Raw genomic sequence first — 23291 nt, 5'->3', positions numbered from 1 at the left:
AAAGCGAGGTAAATTTGGCTCTTTCTCGTCTAAAAGAGGCGGGTTATGAGAGCTCAGCGGTCGTCGGCGTAGCTAAAAAAAACAATAAATTTAAAGGAAAAAGGATAAAACTTGAATATAGAAACATTTGAACCAAGTACATTAAATTTGGCACAGTTATTCGGCAATGAGGGCAGTTTCTATAAGATACCTAATTATCAACGTCCATATAAGTGGACTGATGAGCAAGTTGAACAACTTTGGGCCGATATTCTTGAAGCATATGAAAATGAAACAGCTGATTATTTTTTGGGTTCTATCATTACCTCTAAAAACGGTAACGACATTGAAATTATAGATGGTCAGCAAAGAATGACTACGCTTATGATATTGTTTTGTGTTACAAGAAGTATGTATAAGGATATTAATTTAAATTCAGACGATATTACAAGCATAGATAAGGATAGATTGGATAATTTTATTTGCTTTAGAGGTAAAACCGAGAGATTAAAGATGTTAACTGATCCGCAATATATGAGTGATTTTAAAAGTACAATTATTAATATGAATCTAGACAATATAATTAAACCAAAAAATAAAGATTTAAGAAATGATGAAAATCCAAAGGCAAAATTTATTAATACAGCTTTTATTTTTAAAGAAAAACTTAAAGAATTAGGAGAAGAAAAGACCGGAGATTTTATTAACTACTTATTTAACAAAGTCTTTATAATTAGAATTGATTGTAAAGACACAAGCTCAGCAATAAAAATTTTTCAAATATTAAATGATAGAGGCCTTGATCTAAGCGCTGCAGATTTAATAAAAAGCTCTTTACTGCAAAATATAAACGATAAATTTAGGGAAGAAATAGGCAAAGGATGTTTAAAGAGTGAAATAGATGAATTTATTGCAAATTGGCGCAATGTCGAAAATAATATAAAAGATACCGATTTGACAATGAGTGATGCATTTGTACTATATGAATATTATCTATTGGCACAAAATCCTAAAAAAGTCTTGTTGATGAGCTGAACACAATTTTTAAAACTTATAAAAATGGAGATTCAAATCAAATAATTAAAGACTTTATAGAATTTTGTGAAATTTATAAAGAAAGAATTTATAATGATGATAATAAAGTCATAAATTCCTTGTGGTATTTGAGATGGAGTTTTTACTGGAAGTCTATTGTATTAACGGCTATTAAAGAAAATTTTACCAGTATAGATAGGCTTTTGATCTTAATAAGGCGTTTTTACTATCTTTACTGGATAGCCGGATATACTTTGAATAAGATAAAATATATTTCATTCAGGATGATAGAATGGATAAAAGATGGTAAGGATATTGACTATATTAATAGTGAGCTAAATAGTAAATTAAGTAATGACAAAGTTATTGAATACGTAAGAAACGAGTTATCTGGTGATTTATATGGTAACTCTTGGGCTAAGCCATTATTGGTCACCATAGAATATAGCTTAACGGATGATAGCAAAGAGGTATTTATAAGACTTGACGAGGTTCAAATAGAGCATATATTGCCGCAAAAATATAACAACTCAAATGATTGGAAATATATAAGCAAAGAAGTGGCGGATAGATGGTTAAACACCGGTGGAAATTTAACTTTATTAAGCGGTTCAAAGAATAGTTCGGCTGGTAATTGTGGACTTGGCTCAAAAATAGATATTTATCGCGGAAATACAAAAAAATATAATAAAAACACTGGTGTAGTTGCATTTGAAATGACGAGATTAATCGTGACTGATTTTGAATGCAATAAATATCAGGGGCAATGGAATGAAAAATCAATTCAGGATAGATATGATTGGTTCCGCGATAGAGTAAATGAAATTCTTGATATAGACTTATAAAAGGAGCGAAAATGAATTTTTTAGAAGCGATGAAATTTCGCCACGCGTGCAAGATTTTTGACGAAAATAAAAAAATCAGCGCGGGCGAGTTTGATTTTATCTTGGAAGCAGGCAGACTGAGCCCTAGTTCTACGGGGCTAGAGCAGTGGGATTTCCTCATCGTGCAAAATCCGCAGCTAAGGCAAAAGATCCGCGCTGTCTCGTAGGATCAGCCTCAGATCACGACTTGCTCGCATTTGTTAGTTATCCTGGCTAAGGTAGCAGAGGTCAAAAGCGTAGGTAAATACGTGGAAAAAATGATCGAACGCCGCGAAGACAAGGCTCCTGATATAATCGGCGACAGGAAGAAATTTTACGGAGATTTCCTAGCCGGACGCTTCGGCGGCGATGACGAGCTAATCTATCACTGGTCGAGCAAGCAGTGCTACATAGCTGCTGCAAATATGATGACGGCCGCAGCTAGCCTAGGCATCGATAGCTGCCCGGTCGAAGGCTTTGACGAGGCGGCGCTAAACGGCATCTTGGGCCTTGATACGAGCAAGCAGCGCGTGTGCCTCATGGTGCCGTTTGGCTACCGCGTAAAACCGCAGCCAAAAAGATACCGCCGCGAACTAAGCGACGTCGTGAAGTGGGTTTATTAAATTTAGTAGCTATACAAATTTAATGCGGTCGGCGCGAGCTTTACGCGATTTTGGTGCCGACCGAGTTTTAAATTTGAGTTTTTGCTGCTAAAAATTTGACGCAAATTTAAATTTGCCGAGACGACAAAAATGAAAACGAACCGATAAAATTTACGTCGGTAGAGAAAGCGTACGCCTACGGCGACTTGAAAGTACCAAGCACAGTTTGTCCGCTTTTTTAGCGATTTTGACGACTAAATTGCCGTCTGGCAAGCCATCCGTGCTATCTGGGCCGGCCTGTAGTAAAACGCGGGCGGCGCTAGGGGTGGGATAATCATCTGTGTTAAAAAGACACCTACGCGATTGTTCCGTGCGATATTTTATCTTTTGCGAGAGAGTATTCGACCGCGCTGCATGATGGAAATTGGTATTAGATAATTAAAGCGCACCAGTATTTATTTTGCGAGCGGCTTGGCAGATCTGCTCAAATTTAAGAGGCAAAATTTAGAACAACTTCAAATTTGCCGATTTTATAAACTCCAATTTGCCGATACTGTAAATTTAGCCAAACTCAAATTTGACTAAAAATTATCGCTCTGCCCGTTTAGCAGCTTATCCACGACGTAGACGGCGATCTTTTTAGCGCCGTTCATGCTGATGTGCATGCCGTCGTCCTTGCGCAGCGGCTTTTTGTCGGCACCCTCTTTTAGATACTTGCCGTTATCGCAGATCGCGTCGCTGATATCGATGTAGCGCGCGCCGTATTTTTGCGCCGAGTCTTTGTAGATCAGGTTTAGCGCCTTCATTTTTTTGTCGAATTTCTCGCTCTTCATGCACGGCACCCCCAGCCACACGACCTGCGCGCCGTGCTGCCCTGCGATCTCGTAGATCTCGGCGATCCTGCCCTCATACGCCTCGCGCCATGCGTCGGTGCCAAAGTCCAGCGCCTGCTCGTCAAAGGTGTAGCTATAAGCGTCGTTTGCGCCAAAAAGCGCGAATATTAGCAGATTTTGCGGGCGATTTTCTAAGCTTGCTAGCGCCGCTTTTAGCTCCTCGCTCCAGTCGTAAAATTTCTTATTTGTTAGCCCCGTGCTTGCTTTTGCCATATTTTTGATTGAGATTTTGCTCGTTTTTAGCGCGTTTTCAAAGCCCCAGCCAAAGCCTTGCATTATGGAGTCGCCTATCAAAATGACGCCTAAATTTTCATTTAGCTCTATATCAAAAGTCGCGGATTTGTTTGTTTTATTTGGAGTGCTCGGCGTTAAATTTGAGGCTAGTGAGACGTTTTTATCTAAATTTAAAGCGGTTTTAGCGGGAGAAATTTGAGCGGTTTGCGCAGTCAAATTTGCCTCTTTTACCGCGCCGATAGTAGGCGTTAAATTTTGCGTGTTTTGAGCGTTTAAATTTGCGGGTTCGGTTTGTAAGGCGGTTAAATTTTGCTCCATTTTAGGGCTAGTTGCGACCTGTTTTTTATCGCCCGAAAAAATACCCGTAAGTTTATCGATGGCCGATTTTGCGCTCTGCAAGCCGTCCTCGGCCGCGCTTATAAATTTATCGCTCAGCGCCATCGCGCGCTCGTCCGTGATGAAAAAATCCTTTTGATATTTGGCTTCGTAGTAGTTTGACAGCGGTCGCAAAAATAGCGCAATCAGCGTAAAAAACGCGAGAAATACCCCAAAAAACGCTCTCATTAAAATCCTTGATATATAAAGTTAGGCATACCGGACGGCATCAAAAAGTAAATAATTATCCCAAAAATCGCCAAAAAAACGGCTGAAAAAAGGGCGTTTATATTTGCGAAAAACTTAACCAAAACCGGATAAACGTCAAGCGCGGAGTATAGAAATACAAAGACAAAAACGCACGCAAACAGCGCACAAATCGCAAGAAGCTCGCCGTCCGAGTTTCTAAAAATAGCTCCGATGTAGCGCACCGCCCCCTCAAAATCCATCGTGAAAAAGACCCAAACCATACTCACGAAAATAAACGTAAAATATCGCCCCAGCATCGCCGAGTTTAGCCATTTGCGCTCGCTAGTTAAGTTTAAAAACACGACTCCAAGGCCATGGATGAGCCCCCAGAGTAAAAAGCTAAGCCCCGCTCCATGCCAGACGCCCGAGATCGCAAAGACTAGCATCACGTTTAGCTGCGTCTGTGCCGCCGTGCCGCGACTGCCTCCGAGCGGAAAATAGACGCACTCTTTAAAAAAATTCATTAGACTGATGTGCCAATTTTGCCAGAAAATTTTTAAATTTCGCGCCGTAAAAGGGCGGTTGAAGTTTTGCGGCAAAACAAAGCCGCACATGAGTCCTAGCGCCGTCACGAAGTCCACGTAGCCGCTAAAATCGGCGTAAAGCAGCACGCTGTAGCCAAAAAGTGCGCCTAAAAGCTGCGAGGTGGGTAGGGTGGGCGCGGCAAAAACGGGATTAACTATCTCGAAAAGATGGTTTGCGACGATGAGCTTTTTAAAAAGTGCGGAGCATAAAAGTGCAAATATCACGGGGCTAGCGCGAAAAACTTTGGGAGAGTTTAACGCCTCGAAAAATGGCTTTGGCCGTAAAATCGGACCCGAAATAATCGCGGCAAAAAAGCTAAGAAAAATCAGCGTATCAAGGTAGCTAGGCGCCTCTAGCTCTCCTTCTCGCACGGCTTTTAGTAGCAAAATACTCATAAACGAATAAAACGAAATGCCAAGCGGAAGTGCGATGGTTTCAAGCCTCATGACGCCAAATTTGATCGTAAAATAGCCGCCGTATTTAAAAAACGCAAGCGCACAAAGCACGAAAATAATGCCCGCAGCAAACGAAATCGCGGAGTCCTTGTTCTCGCTCGCCCTTGCGAAAAGAAAAATCGCCGTGCTAAAGATAAAATTTATGATTAGAAATTTAAGTCCGAACGAGCCTAAAAAAAGGTATGAAAAGGCGAGTAAAACGGCTTTTTGTAGGTGCGGGCGCGTGTTTAAAAAATAATAAATCGGCCAAAAAATAAAAAAGCACAAGCCAAATTCTATGGAAAAAAGATTCATATCCCGCCTAAATTTTTGCGTAATTATATAAAAAAATTATTTTGGGTTAGGTTAAATTTACGTTTGACGGGAATTTAAAATTTGACTTGCGCTTTTACTTGTGCGTGTTTTAAATTCGGCGTCAAATTTGGAGCCTAAATTTGAGTTCAAAACGGCTCAAATTCGCGTCCAAATTTGAGCCCTAAATCTCTCTCCCTCTTGCGAAATTGGCCAAAATTTAAAGCCTCTCTATCGCAGCCAGCACGTTTGCCGCGTCATTTGCTGGCTCTGCCACGTCGTTAAATCTTTTTACGACTTCGCCGTTTTTCATAATCAGCGTTTGGCGGTGGTAAAATTTCTTGCCGTCGTTTGTCGTAAAGGTTTGCAAATTTAGCGGGGATTCTAGCTCGAAGTTCTCATCGCTCAAAAATATAAAATTTGCGCCTACGCTTTGTTTAAACTCGTTCATCTTTTCTACGCTTTGAGAGCCGACGGCAATTAGCGTAAAGCCAGCAGATTCTAGCTTTGCGAGGTTTTCTTGATAGGCTTTGCACTGAAGCGTGCAGCCGGTTAGCCCCTTTAAATCCTTTAAATTTTCAGGCAAAAACTTCCCGCTCTCGCCCATTTTGGGATAGGTAAAAACGATGCAGTTTTTGCCACCTGTTAGCTCGTTAAATTTGACCGGATTTGCGTTTATATCTTTCATTGCGTCCTCTTTGCGTGTGAATTGTTGAAAAAATAGACTAAAAATAGCACCGCAAAGCTTATAAACAGCATAATCGCCGAATAAACGTGCGCCTTAGTATAGTCCATGAGCTCGACGGCCTCGTAGATGGCGATGCTGGCGACTTTGGTTTTGTCTCCGACGCTACCGCCTATCATCAGCACGACGCCAAACTCGCCCAAGGTATGCGCAAAACTCACTATGAGAGCGGTTAAAAGCGAGGGTTTGATGTTTGGCAGAGCGACCCTAAAAAGCGTCTCCCATTTGCCTTTGCCTAGCGAATAGCTCGCCTCAAAAAGGCTCTTTGGCAGACTCGCAAAGCCCGCCTGAAGCGGCTGAAACATAAAAGGCAGCGAGTAAATGCAGCTAGCGATGATGAGGCCTGAAAAGTTAAAAACCAAGCGGATATCAAAGGTTTCCTCAAAAAATTTGCCTAAAAAATTATAAGGCGAGAGAAAAACCAGCATATAAAATCCCAGCACCGAAGGCGGCAGCACGAGAGGCAGCGAGATCACGGCTTCTAGCACGGGTTTAAATTTAAAACTCGCACGGCTAAGCCAAAACGCAACCGGCAACACGAGAAAAAACAAGATCGCAGTCGAGATAAAAGCAAGCTTTAGCGAGAGGTAAAAGGGCGTAAAATCGATATTCATCTCGGCTCGCTTTGCGCGTAAATTTCAGCGTTTCGTTCGTCAAATTTGTCGTTTTCGCTACCGCTTTTTTGCAAATTTAGCCCAAACGCCTTGGCACTTATTGCCGCTTCGTCGCCCGCTTTTAAATTTGCAGCTTCCGCCGCGCTTAGAGCCACCTCGCAAAGCTGCTGACCGACGGAAACGACGGCTACGTAGATGGCGTCGTGCTTTGATATCTCTAAAATTTTAACCGGCAGGCTAAATTTCTGCGAGCCGCTGTGGCGCAAAAATATCTCGCCCGGGCTGCCTTCTTGCACGATTTTACCGCCGTCAAGCACGAAAACTTTTGAGGCGAGTTTGTAGATCTCCGCGACGTCGTGACTGACCAAAATCGTCGTCATATCAAACTCGGCGTGCACCTTGGCAAGGTAGTCTTGCAGCTTTTCGCGCATGGCGTTATCAAGGGCCGAGAGCGGCTCGTCGAGGAGTAAAATTTCTGGCTTTCGCATTAGGGCGCGGGCTAGGGCGGCGCGCTGCTTTTGACCGCCCGAGAGCTGCGAGATGGCGGCGTTTTCTAGCGAGCTCATCTCGACGAGACCCAGCAGTTTGCGGGCTAAATTTACGTCGTGATTTGCAAAAAGCAGATTTTTCATCACGTTCATATTTGGAAAAAGCGCGTAGTCTTGAAATAAAAACCCGATATTTCGGCTTTGGGGCGGTGTGAAGTTTTTACCGTCAAATAGCGTCTGGCCGCCTGCTTTTATCGTTCCGCTATCAGGCGTTTCAAAGCCCGCGATTAGCCGCAGTATCGTAGTTTTGCCGCTACCGCTTTTGCCGTAAAGAGCGACGAATTCGCCCTTTTTTACGTTCAAATTTACGTCTAGATCAAATTTCCCGTTTGCGCCGTTTAGGCTTTTTATGCAGTTTAGTTCTATCATGCGATGTAGAGCGAGGTTGCCTTGACGTAGGCGTAAATTTGATCGCCGAGCGCTAAATTTAGCCGCTTTAGCGATGCCGTGGAGATGATGCTTTCAAACTCAAATTTGCCCGCATTTAGATGCAGCGAGCTTGTGATCTCGCCTTTTTGGATATCTGAAATCTCGGCTTTTATCTCGTTTGAGACCGAGCAGTTTAAAAGCGGGGAGGTAGCGACGAAGACGTCCGAGCTTTTAAAGCCTAGCCAAACTTCGTCGCCGATTTTTAAATTTTGCAGATTTTCCAAGGATAGCATTTTTAGGCTTAAATTTTCGGCGCTAAACTCAAAAACGCTAACGCCGCCCGTTTGCTCTATTGCCGAAATTTTAGCCTTTATCACGGGACGACGTATCCGAATTTTCTAAAGATTTCCTTCGCGCGGTCGCTTCTGATGAAGTCGTAGAAAGCTTTTGCTTCAGGATTGTTTTCGCCGTGTTTTAGGATAACCATACCTTGATCGATCGGGGTGTAAAGCGCGGGATCGATGAGGATAAAGTTTTTGCCCTCTTTGTACTCGGCTATTTTTTTATCGTACATCGCAGAAGCCGCGATAAATCCGACATCGGCAGCGCTTAGAGCTTGGCTTAGAGCTTCGCCGATAGATTTTGCTAGGATGACGTTTTTCTCGACTTTATCGTAGATGCCCGCTTTTTTTAGAGCCTCGACGCTAGCTTTGCCGTACGGAGCGGTTTCAGGATTTGCGATCGCGATGGCTTTTAGGCCTTCTACCGCGTTTATGCCCTTAGCTAGATCGATATCTCTGATCGTAAATAGAGCAAGCGCGCCCTGAGCGTATACTACGGGCTGGGTTACGGCAAATTTGGTGTCGTATAGATCCTGGACGAATTTCATATTCGCAGCCATGAAAACGTCCGCCGGAGCACCGTTTTTGATATGGGTAGATAGCGCGCCGCTAGCTCCTAGAGTGACGGTTACCTTGGTGTCCGGGTTTGATTTGGCAAACTCAGCCTTTAGCTCGTCAAACGCGTAAGCGACGTTTGCCGCGGCAAATACGTTGATCTCGCCCGCGTTTAGATGAAAAGCCGCGAGAGCCGCGACGGCTAACGAAAAAAATGTTTTTTTCATTTTTTATACTCCTACTATGATTTGACTTGCTTTGATTATAGCTACCAGCTCGTCGCCCACGCCGATACGCATTTGCATCGCGCTTTCTTTGGTGATGATAGAGGTTATCGTCTGATGATTGCTTATTTCTAGCACGATTTCGGCGTTTACGGAGCCGATTTTAGCCTCGACAACGCGTCCTTTTAATAAATTTGCCGCGCTTAGCTTTAGATTTTCCTCTTTTGCGAGCATTACGCTCGGGGCTTTAAAGATAAATACGACCTTTTTGCCGACCTTTAAATTTAGATTTTTTTCAGACTCGACCGTGACGTTGGCGCGTAAAATTTCGCCATTTGAGAGTTTGGCGCTGATTTGCGAATTTACCGCGCCCGTTTTTATCTCCGTGATTTCGCAGCTTAGCTGGTTTCTGGCGCTTAGACTCATGCTCATGCGCTGTAAATTTAAAATTTCGTTCGTATCGACGTTTATATTTGAACAAACTTTTTCTAAAAATATCTTTTGGCTCTCTAGCATCGCGTCGTATAGCGCGATCATCTTTTTGCCGTACGCAGTGAGCTCCGAGCCGCTGTTTTTCTTGTTGCCTTCGGCTCTTGCGATTAGCGGTTCGTCCGAGCGGTTATTTAGCGCGTCTAGGCTGTCCCATGCGTTTTTGTACGAGATGCCGACGTACTCGGCTGCTTTGGTTATGCTTTTGGTGTGTTCGACGGCCTTTAAAAGCTCTATGTGTTTAGCCAGCACCGATACGCCGCTATCTAAAAATAGCTCTAAACTAACGTCTGCTTTCATGAAAATCCCCCAAATTCTATCAATATAAAAAAATAATTTGCTAGGAAGTATATTTAAATATATATGAAAAATAACTTAAATAAACTTCGTAATACCGGGCATTTTGAAATTTATAAATTTAAAAGCTACATTGAGATAAAATCTCAGGTTACTGCCTTTGCAGACTTAAAATTCGGAGATTTGATGAGAAAATTTTTACTCTCTCTTTTGCTTTTTTTTAGTTGCGTTTTTGCCGAACAAACGCAAGAAAAGAGCGAATTTGACGACGAATTTACCCAGCCTAGCGAGATTTTCGATCCGCTTAGCGGTTATAATAGAATGATGACGGGGTTTAATGATTTTATGTACGTAAACGCCATCCACCCCGTGATAAAAGGCTACAACTACGTAGTGCCCGAGGCTGCAAGAACCGCTGCCGGAAACTTTTTTGACAACCTTTTATATCCCGTTCGCTTCGTAAACAACCTCTTGCAGTTTAAATTTAGCGAGGCCGGCGAAGAGACGCTGAGATTTTTAGCAAACACGATCATTGGCTTTGGTGGACTAACCGACGGCGCGAAATACTACAATCTGCAGCGCCATGACGAGGATTTTGGCCAGACGCTTGGATACTGGGGCGTGGGTAGCGGGTTTCACGTGGTTTTACCGTTTATCGGCCCGTCAAATTTACGCGATATCGCGGGCCTAGTCGGCGATTATTATCTCGATCCCATCAGCTACGTAAAGCCGGCGCTAGACTCCTTTGCGATAAAAACTTTCCGTCAGGGCAACCTTTTGTCTTTACATCCAGACGCTTACGACAATCTTAAAAAAGATGCAATCGACCTGTATCCGTTTCTACGCGACGCCTACGAACAGCGCCGCAACCACTTAATAAAGGAATAAAATGAAATTTTTAAAAATCATCCTGCTTGCGCTTTTTAGCGCGGTTAGTCTCTTTGCGATCAGTGAGGAGCAGATAAAACCTACGATGAAAAAAACGACGCAAGACGCCGTTGAGGTGCTAAAAAACGCAAATTTGAGCAAAGACGAGAAAATAAGTAAAATTTTCGCCGTTTTTGATCCATATTTCGACTACGAGCAGATGTCTAAAATCGCCCTAAACAAGCGCTACAACAACCTAAATGCCGAGCAAAAGGCTAAATTTAATAAAGCTTTTGAAGAGAGGTTAAAATCAAGTTACGTCGATAAACTTTTAAGCTATAAAAACCAAACTATAAATTTTAAAGACGCTACCAAACCAAACGAAAATCGCTACTTTCTAAATGCCGATTTGGTCGGCGAGGACGGTAAAAACTACGGCTTTACGTATAAATTTTACAACGCCAAAGAGCGCGGCTGGCTCATCTACGACGTCGAAATTTTAGGCGTTAGCATCATCCAGACCTACCGCAGCCAGTTTGACAGCCTGATGGAAAACGAGAGCTTTGAAAATTTGCTTAGCAAGCTAAACTCCGTCCAAGCTCCGCAATAAGGCGCTGATGAAGCGGATTTTTAAATTTATCGTAGACTTTCCAAAGAGCGTTATCGCGGGCGTACTAGCCGCGACGCTAGTTTTTGGATATTTTAGCGGCAAGCTCGAGGTGGACGCGTCTACCGAGACGCTGCTACTTGAAAACGATAAAGATTTAGCCGTCTTTAGAGACGTTTCTAAACGCTACGTTAGCCCAAACTACCTAGTCATCGCCTACACGCCAAAAGACGATCTGCTCGCGCCTTCCACGCTTAAAAAGATAGAAAATTTAAGCCGCGAACTAGAAAAAAACGAGCTCGTCTCAAGCGTCATTTCTATATTAAACATCCCGCTGCTTCAAAGCGGAACTAACGATCTTAGCGAGCTGGTTAAGCATGTACCTAGCCTTGCCGATACCGATATAAACAAAACCTTGGTGCGCCGCGAGTTTGCAGATAGTCCGCTATATACGAACAACCTCGTTAGCCGCGATCTAAAAACTACAGCGATCGTGCTAAATTTAAAGACCGACGAGAAATATCAAAGCATACTAAACGAGCGAAACGCCCTGCTAAACGCCAAGCTTGAGGGCAACATCACAAGCGAGCAAAAACAGCGTCTAAGCGCCGTAAATGCGCAGTTTAAGGCTCACCGCGACGAAGCACGTGTAAAAGAGCACGCCGCGATCGAGCAGATCCGCGAGACGATAGCGAAATTTGGCGGCGGCGAGAGTCTGTTTTTAGGCGGAGCAAATATGATCGCCGATGATATGGTGAGCTTCGTGCGCTCTGATCTTGCGACCTACGGCATCAGCGTGACGCTGCTTTTGGTCTTTTGCCTTTGGCTGTTTTTTAGGCAGATTCGCTACATCGTTATGCCGATTTTTATCTGCGTGATTAGCGTTATTTGGGCGAGCGGGCTATTTGGGTTTTTCGGCTGGGAGATAACCGTCATCAGCTCAAACTACATCGCCCTTCAGCTTATCATCACGATCTCCGTCGTTATTCACCTGATCGTGAGTTACCGCGAGTTTTGCATCACAAAACCGCATCTTAGCAACCGCCAGCTGGTCTATCTCACGCTGCGCGATAAGGCTAGCCCGTCGTTTTTTGCGATATTTACGACCGTTATCGGCTTTTTGTCGCTTGCGCTTTCTGATATCAAGCCCATCATAATGCTAGGCATCATGATGAGTGCGTCGATCTCTATCTCGCTGGTGCTTGCGTTTTTGCTATTTGGCTCCGCGATGGCGCTGATGCCAAAGCTCGCTCCCGTTAGGACATTTGAGGATAAATTTAGCTTTACTAAGCACTGTGCCGCATTTGCGCTAAATCACAGCCGCGCCGTTTACGCGATTAGCATTGCAGTGCTTATTTTTGGGCTTTACGGCATCTCAAAGCTAAAAGTCGAAAACAGCTTTATAAGCTATTTTAAAGATACGACCGAAATCCACAAAGGCATGCAGGTGATCGATACGAAGCTAGGCGGCACGGTGCCGGTTGATATATTGATCAAATTTAACAAGCCTAAATTTGAGCAAAGCGCGGTCAAAAACGAGCCTAAAGACGAATTTGACGACGAATTCGCCGCTAGCGCGAACGAGGATAAGTACTGGTTTAATCAGCACAAAATCGACGTCGCGAAAAAAGTACATAACTATCTAGAAAACAAGCGCTTTATCGGGCACGCGAGCAGCCTAAACACGGTCGTAAAAATCGTCGAGCGCATTACGCAAAAGCCCGCCGACGGCCTCATGCTCTCGATCCTATACGAACAGATCCCGCAAAAATACAAAGACATCATCCTAAGTCCATACGTAAGCATAAAAGATAACGAGCTGCGCTTTACGGCGCGAACCCTTGATAGCGACGACGCGCTACGCAGGGACGAGTTTTTGCGCGAGCTTAGAACCGATATCGCAAATTTGATCGCAAACGACAACGCAAGCGTGCAAGTTAGCGGCGCGATGGTGCTTTATAACAACCTCCTTCAAAGCCTCATCGCCTCGCAAGTTGATTCTTTTGGTTTTGTTATCTTGTCGCTTTTTATCGTTTTTTGCATTATTTTTAAAAGTATTAAGCTAGCCGCCATCGCCATCGCGTCAAATTTGATCCCGCTTTGCGCGGTGTTTGGCGTCATGGGCGCGCTGGGTATCCCGCTTGATATCATGAGTATTACGATAGCAGCTATCAGCATAGGTATCGGCGTGGACGATATCATCCACTACATACACCGCCTAAAAATCGAGCTTCGCAGCAAAAACGTCGCCGAGTCGATCAAGGCCTCGCACGCCAGTATCGGCTACGCGATGTACTACACCTCGTTTGCGATTATCCTTGGCTTTAGCATAATGGTAACTAGCAACTTTATCCCGACGATATATTTCGGACTTTTGACGGATCTTGTTATGATAATGATGTTGCTGGGGGCGCTAGTATTGCTGCCAACTCTGATCAAAACCTTTTACCGGGCTAAGATTCCCCATAAATGACGGATTTCAAAAGTAGTTTTTGATTAAGGCGCTCGGTCACATACTATATGTATGCTCCCGTCACGCCTAATCAAAAACTATTTAAACTACGCCTATTCTGTCTGGAATGTTTGTCTCTTGTCCTGGTAAATTTGCAAATTTGGCTTCTTAAATTTAGAACGTGCGGTGTGTGCCTTGAAGAATAAAATCTTTAAATTTAACTCAAATTTGAATGGGAAAACTACTCTTTCATAACTTTAAGAAAAGAGTAAACATCCCGCACGCCTTCGATGTGCTTGGCGTACCAGATCGCGTGCTTTTCCTGCTCGATATCGGTGATGATGCCGGTAAATACGACATTGCATTGCACTACGCTTACTCTCACGCTTGTGCCACTGATTATGCTGTCTTTAAAAAAATTATTTTTTAGTTTTAGCATTATAGCAAGGTTGCTTTCGCATTCGCCGCCGTCGCTAGGTAGGCGAATATACGTATAAATTTTACTCACGCCGTCGGTGTTTTTAGCTAGCTCTACGAGCTTGGTTTTGTGCTCGGCGTCGGGCACCACGCCGATGAGATACACGTCGCCGTAAAAGCTCTCGACGTCCACGTTTAGGTTGCTAAGTCCGCTTGAGGCAAAAATTTTAGTCTGGATTTTTGTTTTTATAAATTTATCTTTCGTTATCGAATAGATACCGCGCTCGTCTTTGCTGATCTGGTAGGCGTCATAGACGTTTATGCCCGTTAGCGGCGTCACGGTTGTAAAGAGCTCAAGACAACCGCCGAGGAAAAAAATCGGCGAAAAAATGAGGATGTTTTTTAAAAAAAATCGCGCAAATAGCTTTTTCATCGCCGACCCATAAAATTTTCTCCAAATACTATAGAAATCAAACTAAAATTTATATAAATTTAGTTATAATCGCGCTCATCATCTAAAGACGCGGAGGATAAAGCGATCTGGTGGCGCTCGCGGACTTCAAATCCGATGGCGGGGCGGTTGACCGCTTTGCGGGGAGTTCGATTCTCTCATCCTCTCGCCAAACTTCTAAATTTATTATCTTAAAACAAGCAAAATTCAGCTACAATAAGCCGTTTATATTAAATTAATTTAAGGTTTTTCTTTTGGCTAGTTCATCCGCCTCCAAATTTCCTCTCGCACGTGCCGTTTTGGGCAGAATATATGCGGTGTTTTTGGCTACCGCCGTATTTCTGATATGCGCGGCAAGCTTTGGGTTAAATTTAAAATTTGAAGGCGTAAAAGAGGATATTTACGCTGCAAATTCTAACTTTAAAACTTTCATCAAAGAACGCGCCGTAAATATAGATAACGAACTTAAACTTATCGAAAGATATATTGAAGCACCCGATTTTGATTCAAAAGCGATCTTTGACTTTGCCGTAAAAAACAATAACGAATATATGGCCTTTTTTATCGTAAACGAACGCGGCGAGATAGAGTTTATCAGCGATGAAAAATTACGCGATACGTACTCTGAGTTTTTTCTCTCAAAGCCTTGGGAAAACGAGCCTGAGGATAAAATTTTAAGATCTGAGTTTATGTTTGATAAAAGCGACGTACCGACAAGACTCGCCGCAAAAAAGATGAAAAACGGCAAAATCTTAGCAACTCTCATACGCTTTACGGCGATTTACGAGGAGTTTGCGCGCGGATACGAGAGGATCGGCGTAAATTCGTTCGCGATAGATAAAAGCGGTAGGATCGTATTTCACCAAGACCCTGAGCTGGTTTTAGAGCGTAAAACCATCTTTGATCTTTACGACGTGAGTGCGGACTACCTAAACAGCGACGAAGTAAAATTTGCAAATTTAGGCTCGATAAACAGCGAAATTTATTATATTCAAAGTATCCCGAGGATCGGTTTGGCCGTGGTTTCAAGCTATCCTGTGGATAAATTTATAAAAGAAAATTTACTATTTTTACTAATCTGCGTCGCATTTTTAGCCGCAGGCGGATTTTTTACCTTTTCTTACACCAAATTTGTCAAAAACTCGGTCATAAAGCCCGTTTTATCTATCAAAAATTTAGTCGCAAAAGCCGGCGACGGCGAGGAGATCAAAGCATACGCGAAATTTGGCTCGGTAGAAGAATTTGATCAAATCTCGGACGAGATCGTCAAATTTTACGGAGATTTCGGCGAGAAAAAGGCGAAATTTGAGGAGTATTCGCGTAAATTCGGATTTTTGTTTGAAAAAGGACCTTTTATCTTGCTGTTAATCGACGCAAAAAGCGGTAGGATCGTCGAGGCGAGCGCGAGAGCGTGCGAGTTTTACGGATTTAGCGAGGAAGCGATAAAAAGCAAAAATTTAGCCGAGCTAAACGCGTCAAATTTGACCGATATGAAAACGCAGCAAGAAGGCGAAGGAGAAATTTACGAAACGAACCATTTTGCCGCGGGCGGCGAGATAAGGCAGGTGCGCATCTACAAACAAAACTACGAGTTACCCGGCGGCGAAAAGATTGGCTTTTGCGTCGTAAAGGATGTTACGAAGAGCAACATTTTAAAGAAAAACGCGCAAAAGCAAAGCGAGATAGACGCGCACTCGCCGCTATTTAGCGTGGTTTGGAAGGACCGCTTTATAGGCGATATATCAAGCGTTTCGGATAATATCGAGCGCGCGCTGGGATACAAAAAAAGCGAAATACTATCAAACGAATTCGAGTTTAAAAACATCATCCATCCAGATGACCGAGATAGGCTCGCGAACGAATTTAACATCAAATTTAGCCTATTTAACGCGGCTTCGCTCAAAAAAGAGAACGAGTCGCTGCAGTCTTGCAGGCTGATAAGGAAAAATCTAGAGGTCATAAACTGTAGCGTATTTATCAAATTTATCTCAAAAGACGGCAGAACCGTGGACGAGGTGATCGGGTATTTTATCGAGAGCAAGCTAGCGGCAAATTTGACCGCAAAAACCGGCATGGAGATAGCGCGACTAAACGACGACAAAGAGGGCGCATATAAAAATACGATTTTAAGCCTATTTGCAAACGCGCAAGAAGCCGTCGCAGTAGTCGGGTTAGACGGAGTATTTTTAGACGCCAACAAAGCCTTTTGCAAGATAAGCGGCTATTCTAAAGAAGAAGCCATCGGCAAGCCGTCGAATTTACTAAAATCAGGCGTGCATGATGATAATTTTTACGAACATATGTGGAAGAGGTTGTTGAAAAAAGGCTTTTATAGCGGCGAAATTTATAATAAGCGTAAAAGTGGCGAAATTTATCTCGAGCAGCTTAGTATCGCGACCGTTTATAGCGGCTCAAAGCCTAGCTACTTCGTGGCGGCGTTTCACGAGTTGCCGTGGGTAGAGCCTGAGATACAACAGAATGAATCAAAAGCAAAGGAGCAAGAGTGAGCGAATTTGACGCGAGCGTTTACGAGCACGAAATACCAAGCGGCACGAGGCTGTATTTCGGGCAAAGCGCGAAACTAAAAAGAAAGATCGAGCGCGCGGCAAGCGAAATTTTAGAAAAAAACGGATTTCACGAGATCGTGACGCCGTTTTTCTCGTATCATCAGCACCTAAGCGTGCAGCCCACGGCTCTGGTGCGCTTTAGCGATCACGAAAATCACCAAATCAGCCTGCGCGCCGATAGCACCGTGGACGTCGTTCGCATCGTGCTTAGACGCCTAAAAGATACCGAGCCTAAACGCTGGTTTTACATCCAGCCGGTTTTTAAGTACCCTAGCACTGAAATCTATCAAATCGGCGCCGAGCTAATCGGCGAGAGCGATCTGGCTACTAGCGTCAAGATCGCAAAGGAGCTTTTTGAGTCGTTTGACCTCGCGCCGGTGCTGCAAATCAGCCACATCGCGATCCCGCAGATCGTGTGCAGGCTCTTAAATTTACCTATTTCGATATTTGAGCACGGCGAGATCGAAAAAATCCTAAATCAAAACGAAGAGTGGCTAAAAAGGCTAGCCTTCGTAAATACGGTGGGCGATATCGACGAGATTTTGCCGGTAGTGCCGAACGAGATAAAAACCGCACTGCTTGAGATAAAAGAGCTGGCGCAGGCGGTAAAATATGAAAATTTAAGAATTGTTCCGTTATATTATTCAAAGATGCGGTATTATGGTAAGCTGTTTTTTAGATTTTTAGGCAGCAACGCCGTGCTAAGCGGCGGCGGCAACTACGAGATAGAGGGTATTAAAAGCAGCGGTTTTGGCGTATATACCGACGCGTTAATCGAAAATTTAGATCAAAAGGAGAGAGTATGAGCAAGGCTGACGTGATAGTGGGCGTGCAGTGGGGAGACGAAGGCAAGGGCAAGATCGTAGATCTGCTAAGCGGCGGCTACGATATGGTATGCAGGTGTCAGGGCGGACACAATGCGGGTCACACGATCGTCGTGGATGGCGAAAAAATCGCGCTGCATCAGGTTCCATCGGGCATACTTCATAAAAATATAATCAACATCATCGGCAACGGCGTCGTGCTCTGTCCGGCCGCGATAATAGAAGAACTAAAGCAGTTTGGAGACGTTTCGGGGCGGTTATTTATCAGCGACAAGGCGCATTTAAATTTGCCTTATCACGCGCAAATCGACCAAGCCAAAGAAAAGGCCAAAGGCGCACACGCTATCGGCACGACGGGCAAGGGCATAGGGCCTGCGTATAGCGACAAAATCAGCCGTAGCGGACACCGCGTTGGTGAGCTAAAAAATCCCGAAAAGCTTTGCGACGCGATTTTGGCCGATTTTGCGGCAAATAAAGCGTTTTTAGACGTTTTAGGCGTCAAAGCGCCTGCTCGCGAGGAGCTTTTGGGCGAGCTAAAGAGCTACGAGGCGGCGCTGGGTAAATTTATCGTAGATACCACGCATATGGTGTGGGATGCGATAGACGCGGATAAGAAAATCTTGCTCGAGGGCGCGCAGGGTACGCTGCTAGACATCGATCACGGCACTTATCCTTTCGTAACTAGCTCAAACACCGTAACCGCAGGCAGCTGCAGCGGTATCGGGCTAAGTCCTAAAAACGTCGGCGAGGTAATCGGCATCATCAAAGCCTATACCACGCGCGTTGGCAACGGCGCATTCCCGACCGAAGATATGGGTGAGGACGGCGAAAAGATACGCGATATCGGACGTGAATACGGCGCCACGACGGGCAGACCGCGCCGCACGGGCTGGTTTGACGCAGTCGGCGTGAGATACGCAGCGAGGCTTGACGGCGTGGATAAATTTGCGCTGATGAAGCTTGACGTTCTAGACGGCTTTAAAAAGGTAAAAATCTGCAAAGCCTACGAGAAAAACGGCAAGATAATCGAGTATTTCCCAAGCGATTTGGAGGGCGTAAAACCGGTCTACGAGGAGCTTGAGGGCTGGGATAAGGTAGCTGGAGCGCGTAAATTTGAGGATCTTCCCGCAAATGCAAAGGCCTTTATCAAGCGCATCGAGGAGATCACGGGCGTAAAGGTCGGCATAGTATCTACTAGCCCGGAGCGCGAAGACACGATAGTCCGCTAAGATGAAAAGCAAATTTACGCAAATCGTAAATATAAAAAAGCGAAATTTAGACAAAATCGAGCTAAATTTGGCAAGAACCAGAAACGAAGCGGCGATGATAGAGGGCTTCATAGCGCAGGCTGCCGAGCAAATTTCAAAATTTGAAATGCCATCCAGCGGCTCTGCGGCCGATCTGCGCGGTTCGCTAGAGCTTCTTGGCGCGATGCGGCGAGAAAAAAATCTGCTAACCGAGCGGCTCGAGCTAATGAAAAAAAACATCGCGCACCTCGAGCGGCAGCATAAGGCGGCAAATTTGGAGTACGAAAAGATGAAATACCTGCAAACGCAGGACTTTAGCGCGCAAATAGAAAAGATAAAAAAGGCCGAAGCGGCGGCTCTGGACGAGTTTGCGACGATGAATTTTACTAGGCAAAAAGAGGCGAAAGCTTGAAAAAAATTTTGATTTTACTAACTTTAAATTTATGCGCTTGGGGTGCAAATGACGTAAACGCTCAAAGCGCGAGCCAAAGCGGCTTTAAGATCCCAGTGGACTGCGTTTTTATATTTGAAACTAGAAAAGACGAGCTAAAAAGAGAGCTTGCCAAAATAGACGAAGCAAGGCAGGCTTTGGAGGCTTTTCGGGCGAGTTCGGCGGCGCTTTTTGAGGAGAGAAATGCCAAACTAGCCGCCAAAGAGGCCGAGATAAACGCGACTCTAACCCGCGCGCAAGAGGAAAAAAAGCAGACCGAGCAGCTACTAAAAAAAAACGAAGAGATCGTAAAAGAGCTAAAAGCGATGACTAGCGACAAGGTCGGCGAGACCTACGGCAAGATGAAAGACCAAGCCGCCGCCGACGTGCTAAGCGCGATGGATAGGGCGGATGCGGCTAGTATCATGTACTCGCTAAGCCCTAAAAAAATCTCCGCGATAATGGCAAAAATGGAGCCTACCGCGGCGTCTGAAATCACGCTTTTAATAAAGCAAGGCCCGCCATTTATAAAGGCTGAAAAAAACGTAACGCAAGAAGTCTCTCCTACATCTCCAGACGGCCCTGCTGGAAATCTGCTAAATTTGTAAATTTGGGCTATAACGCTCTAAATTTAGCTTGGCTCTCGTCTAAATTTGAGCTCAAATTTGCGCGGATAACGCGAAAGCCAAATTTGCCTTTGGCGGTCAAATTTGACTCCAAAGGCTAAATTTTATTGCCGTCAAATTTAACGCTAAAGCTCAAATTTAACTAGCGCCCAGTCTCAAAAGCATTTTTATCCGCGCCTCAAATTTTGCTTCAAATTTTACCAAAAACAAACGCTTGCCAAAACAAAAATGCCGTGAGATTTTAGGTATTTCTTACCAAATTTTGGTTAAAATCAAGCCCAAAAAGAGAGGTAAAAATGCGTATAAAACTCCCACACACACCCTACATCGCGCACAAAATCGCTATTGATTTATTAAAGTCCGGATTCGTAAATTTAACGCGCGGAGTAGAGCCCGTAGCGGCATGCGCGAAAGAAATTTTAGATAACGATTTACAAAAAGAAAAAGCGCTTGAAGAGCGCGTAAACGAGGTGCTCGCCGAGAACGAAGACGATATGGAGAGCATGCAAGTCGATAGAAAAAATATGTTTTGGCTCGTAAAAAAGAAGCTGGCTAAAGAGTACGGCGTGATACTTACGTACGAAGACCGCTTTAGCAACGTTGCCCACCTAGTGCTAGAAAGCGCTTGGAAAAAGGGGCTCATTGACTACACGGTTTCCGAAAATCGTATCAAAAACATCATCTATGGCTCGATCGAAGAGTATCTAAAAACGTATGAAATTTTACAAGACGTGGTCATCGACAAGATCGACGGCTACAAGCGCAAACTAATCCCGGGCACCGAGGAGTACGACATCGTATTTGAGCGGCTGTACGAGGACGAACTAAGAAAACGAGGCATGCTGTGAGAGCTTATATCTACCTTGAAAACGGCATTTTTTTGCAGGCGAAGGCCTTTGGCGCGAGCGGTACGGCTAGCGGCGAAATGGTCTTTAACACGAGCCTAACCGGCTATCAAGAGATCATGAGCGATCCTAGCTATGCCGGGCAGTTTATCGTTTTTACTATGCCAGAGATCGGCATAGTAGGCGTAAACGAGGACGATATGGAGAGCGCCAAAATCCACGCTAGCGGCGTTTTGATGAGGGATTTTAACCCTACGCCGTCAAATTTCCGCTCGCAAAAGAGCTTGGAAGAGTTTTTCAAAGAGCAAGGTAAATTTGGCGTTTATGATATCGACACGAGATTTTTAACCAAGATGCTACGCGATAACGGCGCGCTTCACGCGGTAATATCGACTGAAATTTCGGACGAAAAAGAGCTAAAAAAGCTGCTTGAAAACTCGCCTAGAATCTCAGAGATAAACTACGTAGCAAAGGTGAGTACCGAGCAAATTTACGCTCACGAAAAGGGCGCCTGGGATCATGCGAGCAAAGCCTACTCCGCGCTAAAAGCAAACGGCAAAAAGATCGCCGTCATCGACTACGGCGTAAAGCGAAATATCCTAAACGAGCTTTGCGAAATAGGCCTTGAGACGCAAATTTATCCGCACGACGTGCAGGCAGAGGAGCTCATCGCTAAATTTAACAAAGGCGAGATAAACGGCGTATTTCTCTCAAACGGCCCGGGCGAGCCCAAGGCTCTAAAAAACGAGATCGCGCAGATAAAAAAGCTGATTGAGGCGCGAGTGCCGATTTTTGGCATTTGCCTCGGACATCAGCTGCTTAGCAATGCGTTTGGCTTTGAGACGTACAAGCTAAAATTCGGTCAGCACGGCGCAAATCACCCGGTTTTAAATTTGCAAACTAAGGCGGTCGAGATAACGGCGCAAAATCACAACTATAACGTCCCCGAGGAGATCGCGCAGGTCGCCGAGATAACGCATAGAAACCTTTTCGACGGTACGATCGAGGGCGTGAGATATAGGGATTATCCCGTATTTTCTGTGCAGCATCACCCCGAGGCTAGCGGCGGGCCGAGCGAGAGCAAATATATCTTTAAACAATTTTTAGAAATTTTATAGTTGCTAGTCGCGGTCAAATTTGAGCTAAATTTAGGGCTAAATTTGCGGGCCGAATTTAGCCCCTGCGTGGCTAAAATTTACAAATGAAATTTATCGGTCAAATTTGATGAGCGGCGCGGAGTTTGTTTCGATTTTGAGCGTCGCGGCGCTTAGCTCGGTAGGCCACTGCGTGGGTATGTGCGGCGGTTTTGCTATCGTGCTCGCGCGGTTTTTGAGCGGCAAAGGTAAAATTTTTAGCGCGGCGATGATAGCAGGGTACAACCTAGCTCGAATTTGCGCTTATATGCTACTTGGCTTTATTTTCGGGTCGCTTGGCGGCGTTTTTACGCTATCTCTTGCGGCGCGAGGCTACCTGTTTTTTGCTATCGGCGTTTTTATGGCGGTTTTGGGCGTCGCGCTCATTAGGCGCGGTGCGGTGTTAAATTTCATCGAGAAAAACGCATTTTTATCCAAAATTTTAAACGAAAAAATGAAAGCCGCGATCGCAAAAAATAGCGTGCTCGGGTTTTTGACGCTCGGGTTTTTAAACGGGCTACTGCCGTGCGGAGTGGTTTATTATTTTTTAGCTTTAGCCGTAGCTAGCGGCAGCGGGGCAAAGGGCGCAGCCATCGCCGCGACTTTTGGTGCGGTTAGCTTTTTTGCGATGAGTTTTTACGCGCTGGTTTTAAAGGCCGCGAGCGAAAAATTTAAAAAACACGCGCTAAATTTAAGCGGCGCGGCGATAATAATTTACGGAATTTATCTATCTTTTATAGGATTTACGGCGAGCAATGGATAACATCAAAGCAAGATTTAGGCAGTATCAAGAGGCTATCGAGACCAGCAATATAGTCTCAAAGACCGACACGAACGGCACTATCACCTTCGTAAACGACGAGTTTTGTAAGATGTCGGGCTTTACGCGCGAGGAGCTAATCGGCGCAAATCACAACATCGTGCGCCATCCCGAGGTGCCAAAGGAGGTTTTTGCGCGGCTTTGGGATACGATTTTAGCTAAAAAAGTGCACAAAGGCACGATAAGAAACCGCACCAAAGACGGCCGCGACGTCTATCTAAACACGACTATCATTCCGATTTTGGATTTAAGCGGGCAGATCGAGGAGTTTCTTGCGATCAGATACGACGTGACGGACGTGATAAATTTAAACAACGAGCTT

The 23291-nt window shown here is 44.6% G+C and carries 23 protein-coding genes, 1 tRNA gene and 1 pseudogene; 16 read left to right on the top strand and 9 right to left on the bottom strand.

Annotation, left to right across the window (positions count from 1 at the left end):
* The first annotated feature begins 111 nt into the window (after positions 1–111).
* From Q0314_RS09260 to Q0314_RS09250, 3 genes and pseudogenes are all read left to right on the top strand, one after another.
* Entirely contained in the window at positions 112–1014 is a 903-nt protein-coding gene (locus tag Q0314_RS09260) for a DUF262 domain-containing protein (RefSeq protein ID WP_298058465.1), read from the top strand.
* 254 nt (positions 1015–1268) lie between these two features.
* Positions 1269–1859: an HNH endonuclease family protein gene (locus Q0314_RS09255; RefSeq protein ID WP_298058463.1), complete on the top strand. Its 591-nt coding sequence runs from the start codon at positions 1269–1271 to the stop codon at positions 1857–1859.
* 11 nt (positions 1860–1870) lie between these two features.
* Positions 1871–2500 (top strand): annotated as a pseudogene (locus Q0314_RS09250) (NAD(P)H-dependent oxidoreductase).
* Positions 2501–3060: 560 nt separating this feature from the next.
* Here the strand turns inward: Q0314_RS09250 and Q0314_RS09245 are convergent.
* The 8 genes from Q0314_RS09245 to Q0314_RS09210 form a co-directional block, all read right to left on the bottom strand.
* Positions 3061–4170, bottom strand: a complete 1110-nt coding sequence (locus tag Q0314_RS09245; protein WP_298058461.1) for a DUF459 domain-containing protein — start codon at positions 4168–4170, stop codon at positions 3061–3063.
* A complete protein-coding gene (locus Q0314_RS09240) occupies positions 4170–5504 on the bottom strand; it encodes an MBOAT family O-acyltransferase (protein ID WP_298058459.1) in 1335 nt (444 codons plus the stop codon). The genes Q0314_RS09245 and Q0314_RS09240 overlap by 1 nt, the downstream gene beginning before the upstream one ends.
* 217 nt (positions 5505–5721) lie before the next feature.
* Positions 5722–6189: a redoxin family protein gene (locus tag Q0314_RS09235; protein ID WP_002949065.1), complete on the bottom strand. Its 468-nt coding sequence runs from the start codon at positions 6187–6189 to the stop codon at positions 5722–5724.
* The gene (gene modB / locus Q0314_RS09230; protein WP_298058457.1) at positions 6186–6860 is read right to left on the bottom strand and encodes a molybdate ABC transporter permease subunit; all 675 of its coding nucleotides are present in this window, start codon (positions 6858–6860) and stop codon (positions 6186–6188) included. Before modB ends, Q0314_RS09235 begins: the two co-directional genes overlap by 4 nt.
* Entirely contained in the window at positions 6857–7777 is a 921-nt protein-coding gene (locus Q0314_RS09225) for an ATP-binding cassette domain-containing protein (protein WP_298058456.1), read from the bottom strand. Before Q0314_RS09225 ends, modB begins: the two co-directional genes overlap by 4 nt.
* Complete coding sequence (locus tag Q0314_RS09220) at positions 7774–8154, bottom strand: TOBE domain-containing protein (RefSeq protein WP_298058455.1); 381 nt, start codon at positions 8152–8154, stop codon at positions 7774–7776. The genes Q0314_RS09225 and Q0314_RS09220 overlap by 4 nt, the downstream gene beginning before the upstream one ends.
* Positions 8151–8900, bottom strand: a complete 750-nt coding sequence (gene modA / locus Q0314_RS09215; protein WP_298058453.1) for a molybdate ABC transporter substrate-binding protein — start codon at positions 8898–8900, stop codon at positions 8151–8153. The genes Q0314_RS09220 and modA overlap by 4 nt, the downstream gene beginning before the upstream one ends.
* 3 nt (positions 8901–8903) lie before the next feature.
* A complete protein-coding gene (locus Q0314_RS09210) occupies positions 8904–9686 on the bottom strand; it encodes a TOBE domain-containing protein (RefSeq protein WP_298058452.1) in 783 nt (260 codons plus the stop codon).
* 63 nt (positions 9687–9749) lie between these two features.
* Between Q0314_RS09210 and Q0314_RS09205 the strand changes: the two genes are divergently transcribed.
* From Q0314_RS09205 to Q0314_RS09195, 3 genes are read left to right on the top strand one after another with little or no spacing between them, the layout of a single operon-like run.
* Positions 9750–10571, top strand: a complete 822-nt coding sequence (locus Q0314_RS09205) for a VacJ family lipoprotein (RefSeq protein ID WP_298058450.1) — start codon at positions 9750–9752, stop codon at positions 10569–10571.
* 1 nt (position 10572) lies between these two features.
* The gene (locus Q0314_RS09200) at positions 10573–11160 is read left to right on the top strand and encodes an ABC transporter substrate-binding protein (protein ID WP_298058447.1); all 588 of its coding nucleotides are present in this window, start codon (positions 10573–10575) and stop codon (positions 11158–11160) included.
* A 7-nt stretch (positions 11161–11167) separates the two neighbouring features.
* Positions 11168–13630, top strand: coding sequence for an MMPL family transporter (locus Q0314_RS09195; RefSeq protein WP_298058445.1), 2463 nt, complete (start codon positions 11168–11170; stop codon positions 13628–13630).
* Between the two features lie 220 nt (positions 13631–13850).
* Here Q0314_RS09195 and Q0314_RS09190 read toward each other — a convergent pair whose 3' ends face one another.
* Positions 13851–14459 (bottom strand): BON domain-containing protein, encoded by a 609-nt coding sequence (locus Q0314_RS09190; RefSeq protein ID WP_298058443.1) that lies wholly within the window; start codon positions 14457–14459, stop codon positions 13851–13853.
* A 92-nt stretch (positions 14460–14551) separates the two neighbouring features.
* Between Q0314_RS09190 and Q0314_RS09185 the strand changes: the two genes are divergently transcribed.
* The 10 genes from Q0314_RS09185 to Q0314_RS09140 all read left to right on the top strand — a co-directional run.
* Positions 14552–14649, top strand: a tRNA-Sec gene (locus tag Q0314_RS09185).
* Positions 14650–14731: 82 nt separating this feature from the next.
* On the top strand, positions 14732–16984 hold the full coding sequence (locus tag Q0314_RS09180; protein WP_298058441.1) for a PAS domain S-box protein: 2253 nt from the start codon (positions 14732–14734) through the stop codon (positions 16982–16984).
* Entirely contained in the window at positions 16981–17850 is an 870-nt protein-coding gene (locus Q0314_RS09175; protein ID WP_298058438.1) for an ATP phosphoribosyltransferase regulatory subunit, read from the top strand. Before Q0314_RS09180 ends, Q0314_RS09175 begins: the two co-directional genes overlap by 4 nt.
* Positions 17847–19097 (top strand): adenylosuccinate synthase, encoded by a 1251-nt coding sequence (locus Q0314_RS09170; protein WP_298058437.1) that lies wholly within the window; start codon positions 17847–17849, stop codon positions 19095–19097. The genes Q0314_RS09175 and Q0314_RS09170 overlap by 4 nt, the downstream gene beginning before the upstream one ends.
* Before the next feature lies 1 nt (position 19098).
* A complete protein-coding gene (locus Q0314_RS09165) occupies positions 19099–19527 on the top strand; it encodes a flagellar export protein FliJ (protein WP_297938935.1) in 429 nt (142 codons plus the stop codon).
* Positions 19524–20153 (top strand): MotE family protein, encoded by a 630-nt coding sequence (locus Q0314_RS09160; protein WP_298058435.1) that lies wholly within the window; start codon positions 19524–19526, stop codon positions 20151–20153. The genes Q0314_RS09165 and Q0314_RS09160 overlap by 4 nt, the downstream gene beginning before the upstream one ends.
* Positions 20154–20467: 314 nt before the next feature.
* Positions 20468–21019 carry a DUF507 family protein gene (locus tag Q0314_RS09155; protein ID WP_002949092.1) on the top strand — a complete coding sequence of 184 codons (552 nt, stop codon included), beginning with the start codon at positions 20468–20470 and terminating at the stop codon, positions 21017–21019.
* Positions 21016–22134: a glutamine-hydrolyzing carbamoyl-phosphate synthase small subunit gene (gene carA, locus Q0314_RS09150; RefSeq protein WP_298058433.1), complete on the top strand. Its 1119-nt coding sequence runs from the start codon at positions 21016–21018 to the stop codon at positions 22132–22134. Before Q0314_RS09155 ends, carA begins: the two co-directional genes overlap by 4 nt.
* Before the next feature lie 106 nt (positions 22135–22240).
* Positions 22241–22912 (top strand): sulfite exporter TauE/SafE family protein, encoded by a 672-nt coding sequence (locus Q0314_RS09145; protein WP_298058431.1) that lies wholly within the window; start codon positions 22241–22243, stop codon positions 22910–22912.
* Positions 22905–23291: PAS domain-containing protein (locus Q0314_RS09140; protein WP_298058430.1), on the top strand; the 387-nt coding region annotated here is incomplete at its 3' end. The genes Q0314_RS09145 and Q0314_RS09140, both read left to right, overlap by 8 nt.

The sequence above is a fragment of the uncultured Campylobacter sp. genome (assembly GCF_938040115.1).
Lineage (GTDB): Bacteria > Campylobacterota > Campylobacteria > Campylobacterales > Campylobacteraceae > Campylobacter_A.
Note: the sequence above shows the minus strand (reverse complement) of the source record. Positions and strands in the feature narration are given on the sequence as shown.

What these genes read in the sequence shown, in the direction of transcription:
- modA (WP_298058453.1), bottom strand. Translation starts at nt 8,900, where the DNA reads ATGAAAAAAACATTTTTTTCGTTAGCCGTCGCGGCTCTCGCGGCTTTT.
- Q0314_RS09205 (WP_298058450.1), top strand. Translation starts at nt 9,750, where the DNA reads ATGAAAAATAACTTAAATAAACTTCGTAATACCGGGCATTTTGAAATT.
- Q0314_RS09200 (WP_298058447.1), top strand. Translation starts at nt 10,573, where the DNA reads ATGAAATTTTTAAAAATCATCCTGCTTGCGCTTTTTAGCGCGGTTAGT.
- Q0314_RS09225 (WP_298058456.1), bottom strand. Translation starts at nt 7,777, where the DNA reads ATGATAGAACTAAACTGCATAAAAAGCCTAAACGGCGCAAACGGGAAA.
- Q0314_RS09195 (WP_298058445.1), top strand. Translation starts at nt 11,168, where the DNA reads ATGAAGCGGATTTTTAAATTTATCGTAGACTTTCCAAAGAGCGTTATC.
- Q0314_RS09190 (WP_298058443.1), bottom strand. Translation starts at nt 14,459, where the DNA reads ATGAAAAAGCTATTTGCGCGATTTTTTTTAAAAAACATCCTCATTTTT.
- modB (WP_298058457.1), bottom strand. Translation starts at nt 6,860, where the DNA reads ATGAATATCGATTTTACGCCCTTTTACCTCTCGCTAAAGCTTGCTTTT.
- Q0314_RS09245 (WP_298058461.1), bottom strand. Translation starts at nt 4,170, where the DNA reads ATGAGAGCGTTTTTTGGGGTATTTCTCGCGTTTTTTACGCTGATTGCG.
- Q0314_RS09145 (WP_298058431.1), top strand. Translation starts at nt 22,241, where the DNA reads ATGAGCGGCGCGGAGTTTGTTTCGATTTTGAGCGTCGCGGCGCTTAGC.
- Q0314_RS09235 (WP_002949065.1), bottom strand. Translation starts at nt 6,189, where the DNA reads ATGAAAGATATAAACGCAAATCCGGTCAAATTTAACGAGCTAACAGGT.
- Q0314_RS09155 (WP_002949092.1), top strand. Translation starts at nt 20,468, where the DNA reads ATGCGTATAAAACTCCCACACACACCCTACATCGCGCACAAAATCGCT.
- Q0314_RS09165 (WP_297938935.1), top strand. Translation starts at nt 19,099, where the DNA reads ATGAAAAGCAAATTTACGCAAATCGTAAATATAAAAAAGCGAAATTTA.
- Q0314_RS09210 (WP_298058452.1), bottom strand. Translation starts at nt 9,686, where the DNA reads ATGAAAGCAGACGTTAGTTTAGAGCTATTTTTAGATAGCGGCGTATCG.
- Q0314_RS09170 (WP_298058437.1), top strand. Translation starts at nt 17,847, where the DNA reads ATGAGCAAGGCTGACGTGATAGTGGGCGTGCAGTGGGGAGACGAAGGC.
- Q0314_RS09240 (WP_298058459.1), bottom strand. Translation starts at nt 5,504, where the DNA reads ATGAATCTTTTTTCCATAGAATTTGGCTTGTGCTTTTTTATTTTTTGG.